General features: G+C 31.4%; 8 protein-coding genes. All 8 read left to right on the forward strand.

The window, feature by feature from the left end; all coding sequences use genetic code 11:
* Positions 1 to 263: 263 nt before the first annotated feature.
* Entirely contained in the window at positions 264 to 791 is a 528-nt protein-coding gene (locus BMY18_RS20525) for a GNAT family N-acetyltransferase (RefSeq protein ID WP_207647463.1), read from the forward strand.
* 142 nt (positions 792 to 933) lie between these two features.
* On the forward strand, positions 934 to 1,500 hold the full coding sequence (locus BMY18_RS20530; protein WP_092458463.1) for an STM3941 family protein: 567 nt from the start codon (positions 934 to 936) through the stop codon (positions 1,498 to 1,500).
* Positions 1,501 to 1,635: 135 nt separating this feature from the next.
* Positions 1,636 to 2,088, forward strand: coding sequence for a GNAT family N-acetyltransferase (locus tag BMY18_RS20535; protein ID WP_092458467.1), 453 nt, complete (start codon positions 1,636 to 1,638; stop codon positions 2,086 to 2,088).
* Between the two features lie 50 nt (positions 2,089 to 2,138).
* A complete protein-coding gene (locus tag BMY18_RS20540) occupies positions 2,139 to 2,615 on the forward strand; it encodes a GNAT family N-acetyltransferase (RefSeq protein ID WP_170841530.1) in 477 nt (158 codons plus the stop codon).
* Positions 2,616 to 2,723: 108 nt separating this feature from the next.
* Positions 2,724 to 3,170 (forward strand): hypothetical protein, encoded by a 447-nt coding sequence (locus BMY18_RS20545; RefSeq protein WP_092458470.1) that lies wholly within the window; start codon positions 2,724 to 2,726, stop codon positions 3,168 to 3,170.
* 830 nt (positions 3,171 to 4,000) lie between these two features.
* On the forward strand, positions 4,001 to 4,738 hold the full coding sequence (locus BMY18_RS20550) for a hypothetical protein (protein WP_092458473.1): 738 nt from the start codon (positions 4,001 to 4,003) through the stop codon (positions 4,736 to 4,738).
* A gap of 344 nt (positions 4,739 to 5,082) precedes the next feature.
* A complete protein-coding gene (locus BMY18_RS20555) occupies positions 5,083 to 5,532 on the forward strand; it encodes a SufBD protein (protein ID WP_092458476.1) in 450 nt (149 codons plus the stop codon).
* A gap of 86 nt (positions 5,533 to 5,618) precedes the next feature.
* Positions 5,619 to 6,146 carry a GNAT family N-acetyltransferase gene (locus tag BMY18_RS20560; RefSeq protein WP_242941098.1) on the forward strand — a complete coding sequence of 176 codons (528 nt, stop codon included), beginning with the start codon at positions 5,619 to 5,621 and terminating at the stop codon, positions 6,144 to 6,146.
* Positions 6,147 to 6,239: the final 93 nt, after the last annotated feature.

Here is a 6,239-nt window from a genome sequence, read left to right on the forward strand (position 1 = left end):
TAAAATTAAGCCAGCATTTATAAAAGAATATATCAATGAGATTATCAATGAAAAAAGATTGATTCATGTTATAGAGGAAAGGGATAGATAAATTCCAACCTGTAGAGCAGTTGTAACTTCGCATTATATTTATAAAGACAAAACTGGAAACAGTAGAAAAGGGAGAATAGTAGTTTGGGTAAATTTCATTGCAGTAATAGTAGTAATTCTCTATTGTAAATTATTTCGAATTAATTATGTATTCAGTGAAGGTGAGTAATATTATGTTAAAGTTAGTAAAACCAGATAAAAAATATGAGCGACAATACAAAGAAATGATGGATGAATGGTACACTGTTGGCGAGAAAATTGTACCATACAGTATACGAAGATTAGATTACAAGAAATTTGATAAATATTTGTATGGGTTTGAGGAAGAGAGAAATGGCTGTTTGTATGGTGGCATTCCAGCAACAACATTATGGGCATATGATGATGAACGTGACATTGTTGTAGGAACCGTAAACATCAGACATTGGCTTAATGAAGAACTGCTTAAAGATGGTGGGCATATAGGAGATGGTATTCGACCATCAGAGAGAAAAAAAGGTTATGCTACTAAAATGATTGCCTTAGCATTAGAAGAATGTAAAAAATTGAACATAAATAGAGTTCTTATGGTTTGTTATAAGGATAATATTGGATCGGCAAAAAGTATAATCAAAAATGGAGGTATTCTAGAAAATGAAATTATAAATGAAGATGAAACTATTGACCAACGTTATTGGATTGAATTAGGGACACAATCTTAAATTGAGTTATTTAATTATCTTCATAAAATTGGAAGAGAAATGAACTTCCCATTATATTTATAAAGGTAATAAAATTTAGAGTAATAGAAAAATTGAATTTGTTGTGGAAATCATAAAAAATTATTGAGGTGTGGAATATTAGATGAATGAGCCAATTATTGTAAAGCAGAGTTTAAGTGGAAATATTTTATATGCACTGGGAGCTCTAATTATGAGTTCTTTGAGTTTATGCCTTGTGATATTAAACTTTAGTCAAATGGAAGGGATTTTAGGATTATTATCTCAGAACATTATATTTTATGTTTTATCAAAAAGTATTATGGCTTTTGGATTTTTATTTTTTTTATATTGCTTTTTCATAATTATTAAGAAGGCAATACTAGGAAATAACATACTTATTGTAGATGAGAAAGGAATTACAGATAATAGTTCTATTATCGCTTTTGGATTTATCCCATGGGCGGATATTGATAAAATTTATATTGAAAGCTTTATGGGTAATGATTTTATTGAACTAGTACTTAATAATGAGGATTACTATATCAAAAAAATAAATGGTATAAAAAGAAAGGCTATTTCTACTAATAAAAAAATGGGACTTCAAGCTGTGTGCATCACACTAAACTCCAGTGGTATTTCGCCGTATATGTTATTTCCTAAAATAAAAAGGATATTTCAACAAGCAAAGAAAATGGAAATTGATACATAAGTAGAGAATGTGCATAATCTTTAGATTGATAAATTCCATTTATTGAGTTGTTGTAACTTCCCATTATATTTATTAAGTTTCTAAAAATGAAAGAGGATGAATAGACAAAGTTGAATTTATGGAGGTAAATATATTATGATAGAATATGTTGTTGCATCGAAGGATGATAAGGAATTATTGATGCAAAGTAGGTTAGAAATGTTGAGAGTAGTAAATGAGCTGCCTTTCGATTATGAGTTTAGTAAAGAGTTAATAGACAACAGTAGAGAATATTTTAATAGTAATAATCAAACAACAGTTTTGGCAATTGATGAATGTGTCATTGGATGCGCAACAATTTGTTATATTGAAGTGATGCCTACATTTTCACATCCTACAGGAAAAAGGGCGCATTTAATGAATGTGTATACCAATAGTAAATACCGCAGGCAGGGAATCGCATTATATATGCTTAATTTATTAATTAAAGATGCAAAAGAGAAAGGTGTTACAGAGATAAGTTTGGACGCAACTGAACTGGGTAAACCATTATATAAGAAATGTAATTTTGTTGAGGCTGATGAATACATGGTACTTAACTTAAAATAGACAAATTCTTAGGATAGAATTTGTATGAACAAAGAATGGAGATATCAACTATGAAGAAAACTATTGTTCTGAAAACAGAGCATCTGACCATATATCCGTTATCGGATAGTGAAATGGAAAATTTGATAGTAGTAGAATCGGATACGGATATGAAACAGGCCTATTCAGAAATGCTTGACGGATGTAAACAAAATCCTGAACACAGAATCTGGTATGCCATATGGAATATACAGTTAAATGATGAGACAGGCAAGAGTGTCGGCGATTTATCATTCAAAGGACTGGATTCTAACGGATTGGTTGAAATTGGGTATGGAATTAAAAAAGAGTATGAAGGGCAGGGGTATATGACAGAAGCTGTGACGGCAATGGCAAGATGGGCAAGTGAACAGATAGGAGTAAACTATGTAGAGGCAGAAACAGATCCGGATAACAAGGCATCACAAAGAGTTCTTGAAAAAACTGGTTTCCGTCTAAATGGGATAATGGGTGTTGAAGGGCCCAGATATGTATTTAAGAAAGCTTAAAAATTATTAAAATAAGGTTCAGCTTCTCATTATATTTATGATAAGTAACAGGCAAATTTATATTATATGTCAGAAAGTATATTGAAATAATAATAGGAGGAATATCAAATGCAGTTAAAAGGGATAGAAAAAAAAGAGCCATTTACAACTTTATACTATGAACTTACATGGAAAATTGGATGGGATCAGATGATATCATTTGTGAATGCAATAATCAAATCTGATTTCGCAAAGAGTGGAATCCAATCCATAGAGGTTGGTATTATTGCTGGTGCTGAAGGAAAAGATGTCACTGAAATATTAAAGTCAAATAATAATAATATTAAAGAAACAGAATTTGCAAAGGAAGAGGCTGGTTTCATAGCTATTGCTGGGGTTTCAAGTATTATGGAAGTATCAATGCGTATAACATTATGGAATCAAACGAATCGTTTTATGCTACAAATTATAAATGATAGCGGCATAGAAAAATGTGATGAGCATTGCTACGACAAATATGTGGATAGCATAGAAATTATGGGACATGTTGATTATGCAAAAGATCATATAAGTTAAGATATAGAATCATTCAAATGAACTGCCCATTATATTTATTAGTGTAGGGATATGGAAAGATATATGCCTATCAAAAACAGCATTGCAACTGTCAGTTGACATATCTCCAAGCTTAAATGGTGTTTATGCAACCGATAGGTTTAGTATAATTTAACAATGAAAGAAAGGAGAGTCGACTATGAACATGGCAGACAGAATTCAATATTATTACAGATGAGCACAAAAAAAGCTCCAAAATTACTAGTAAAATACTATATATTGCATCAACCGCATTTGTTGTAATTGGATTATTATGTGTCTTTGGTGGATGGTACAAAGAACAAACTATGGATGTTGTGTGTGGTTCGATGATTATTCAGGCGGTAGTGATTACCGGATATTTTATTGGAAAACTATTGTCTTCGGAAAAACCTCCTTTTGCTATCAAGTGGCTTAATACTGTTTTAATTCTATTTATGCCAATTTCGTTGCTTTCTGGATTCCTATGCCGATTATTTCATTAGTATAAATTAATTGCACCTTATCCTGTTGAATCTCCGTATTATATTGTTTTATTTGCGGTCGTATATTTTGGAGTGTTGGTTGCAAGTTTTGTCGTCTTAAAACACCGTAGAAAATGAGCAAACGATTCATATTTTATGGATATCAATTTTACATAGGTATTAGCTAATTAGTTTGAAGTACAAAAATATATTCAATTTTCACTTAATTTACATTCAATTTAGATTGTGGAATGCGGAGGAAATGTGATACTTGAATGTGATTTTATTTGCATGTGATTAAAAGATAAAATTAAAATTTGTTGATTAATTTATCAAAGGAGTGTCGGTATGAAAAAAATAACGAGCGTTATTTTATTAAGTATTTTGATATTTGTTTTGGCAGGCTGTAATTTAGAGGGTGATAAAGGCACAGGTAAATTAAAAGACGTTGAAGCATATATGAATGCCAAAACAAATGATAAAGTCACCGAAGTCGAATTGATAAACACGGAAACAATTCCCGAACAACTCAATGATCATGAATTTAATTTGGACGGTGCTGTTTTTTATAATGGTAAGGATGAGATAACACCTGAACATAACGAAAAAACATTTAGGGCATTTTCTAAAAAATTAGATTCCTATGTCTTTTTGACGTTTAACGAGTATTCCAAACAGTATAATATGATACAAAATTATTACATCTCGGAAGAAAAGCAGGGAGCGCTTGAGCTGACAAGTTTACTACAAGATATTATGAAAACAAATCAGATACGGATAAAAACTTTAAGTTATAGCAAGTTTACCCATGAAAAAACAGATTTGAATGATGTATATAAGCTGCCTAGCGACTACGATATTTCAAATTATACGCATTTAGTTCCTTTATGGATAGTAGTAACCGTTGACTCATCTGCCAATGATATCCGGAGTATCAAGAATAAGATACAAGACTCGATTAACACCATGAAAGAATATATTTCGATAGATATAAAAACAAGCGATTTCAAAACAATCACATTCTTTAAGGATGGTCATGCGCTTATCTATGATAGTGGAGATGGTGGATTAAAATCTGACTTTTAGGTTATTTTTAATAGGTTATATAGATAAATTAAAAATTTAATAACAGTTTTGATGCAAAACTAAGAATTTTAGGTATATAGATATGGATTTTTTTCTGTATTCTTTAGAGCAAACAAATGCGATTTAAATAAAGTGAAAGACAATGATAAATTCCAATTTCCAGGGAAGTGAGCTTCCCATTATATTTATAATGGAAACTAGAATGAAATTGCAATAACCGGAAGTTATGTGTAATGAGAAAATTTTATGGACGATAGCATGTATGAGGAACTGCCTACTACGAATCCTAAAAATAAACGTATTAAATGTATTATGTCTGGTATAGAAATTCGGGAGGTGATTTTATGGTAGATAACATTTCACAAAGATTTGAATTACTATTTGATAAAAATAATAATATTGCTTATAAGACTTTACAGATACTGCAAAAAGAAAGTGAAGAAACAAATTCTGTATATTTTTATATGGATAGATTAAGCGATATGCTTGAAAGTTATAATTCATATATCCGCACAAGAGGATTAACACTAATTGCATATAATGCAAAGTGGGATAGTGATTATAAGATTGACGAAATTATTGATAAATATTTGAAACATATTGCAGATAGTAGCTCAATCACAGCAAGGAAATGTATAATACTATTACCGATTATTACAAAGAGCAAACCGGAATTAAGAGAATGTATTATTTCAGCGCTGGAAAAAGCCGACATTTCTAACTACACTGACAGCATGCAACCGTTGGTGTATAGAGATATTCAAAACTCTTTAGTCGAGATACATAGGCAGTAAAATAGTTTGACTGCCCATTATATTTATAAAGTAATGTAAGAGAGAAAGTAATAAACAAATTATAATTTTTGGGGGAGGTAAATAGTTTGGATTTGAAACTAGTGAGACCGACTTATGAGTACGCTGAACAGGTAATGGATTATAGGAATGCAATGCTTGCTAAAGGTGACAGTTTGGACGGATGTGCAGGTCTTGAAGAGGTCAGTACTTTTTCAGACTGGATTGACTTTGAAAACAGGCTGAAAAAGAAATATAAAGATGGTTATGTACCCTCAGAGATTTTTCTGGCGGTAAGAATAGCAGACAATAAGCTTATTGGCATTATTGATTACAGACACCCTCTTTCAGATTTTCTGTTCAAATACGGTGGAAATATCGGCTACAGCATTTTACCATCTGAAAGAAGAAATGGGTATGCAAAGGAAATATTGAGATTGCTTTTGCCCATATGCCGAGATTTCGGTGAAAAAAGAGTATTACTTACATGTGATAAGGAGAATCAAGCTTCAAAGCGAACAATCGAGATCAATGGTGGTATTCTTGAGAACGAAATATCCGATACTGTCGGGCTTGGAGAGTCTGGTATCATTAAACGGTATTGGATTCAGTTATAAATTCTTTAGGATAGAATCGATGATGGTGTAAACGAAAAAGCAGTTTTCACTCACCAGTAACTGCCCTTTCGTTTACATCATTTTCGATTTGTC

The sequence above is a fragment of the [Clostridium] fimetarium genome (genome assembly GCF_900111235.1).
GTDB classification, from domain to species: domain Bacteria; phylum Bacillota; class Clostridia; order Lachnospirales; family Lachnospiraceae; genus Clostridium_N; species Clostridium_N fimetarium.

Bases quoted from the DNA above. Each gene is read 5' to 3' on its own strand.
- BMY18_RS20545 (WP_092458470.1), top strand. From the start codon at position 2,724: ATGCAGTTAAAAGGGATAGAAAAAAAAGAGCCATTTACAACTTTATAC.
- BMY18_RS20525 (WP_207647463.1), top strand. From the start codon at position 264: ATGTTAAAGTTAGTAAAACCAGATAAAAAATATGAGCGACAATACAAA.
- BMY18_RS20550 (WP_092458473.1), top strand. From the start codon at position 4,001: ATGAAAAAAATAACGAGCGTTATTTTATTAAGTATTTTGATATTTGTT.
- BMY18_RS20555 (WP_092458476.1), top strand. From the start codon at position 5,083: ATGGTAGATAACATTTCACAAAGATTTGAATTACTATTTGATAAAAAT.
- BMY18_RS20540 (WP_170841530.1), top strand. From the start codon at position 2,139: ATGAAGAAAACTATTGTTCTGAAAACAGAGCATCTGACCATATATCCG.
- BMY18_RS20530 (WP_092458463.1), top strand. From the start codon at position 934: ATGAATGAGCCAATTATTGTAAAGCAGAGTTTAAGTGGAAATATTTTA.
- BMY18_RS20535 (WP_092458467.1), top strand. From the start codon at position 1,636: ATGATAGAATATGTTGTTGCATCGAAGGATGATAAGGAATTATTGATG.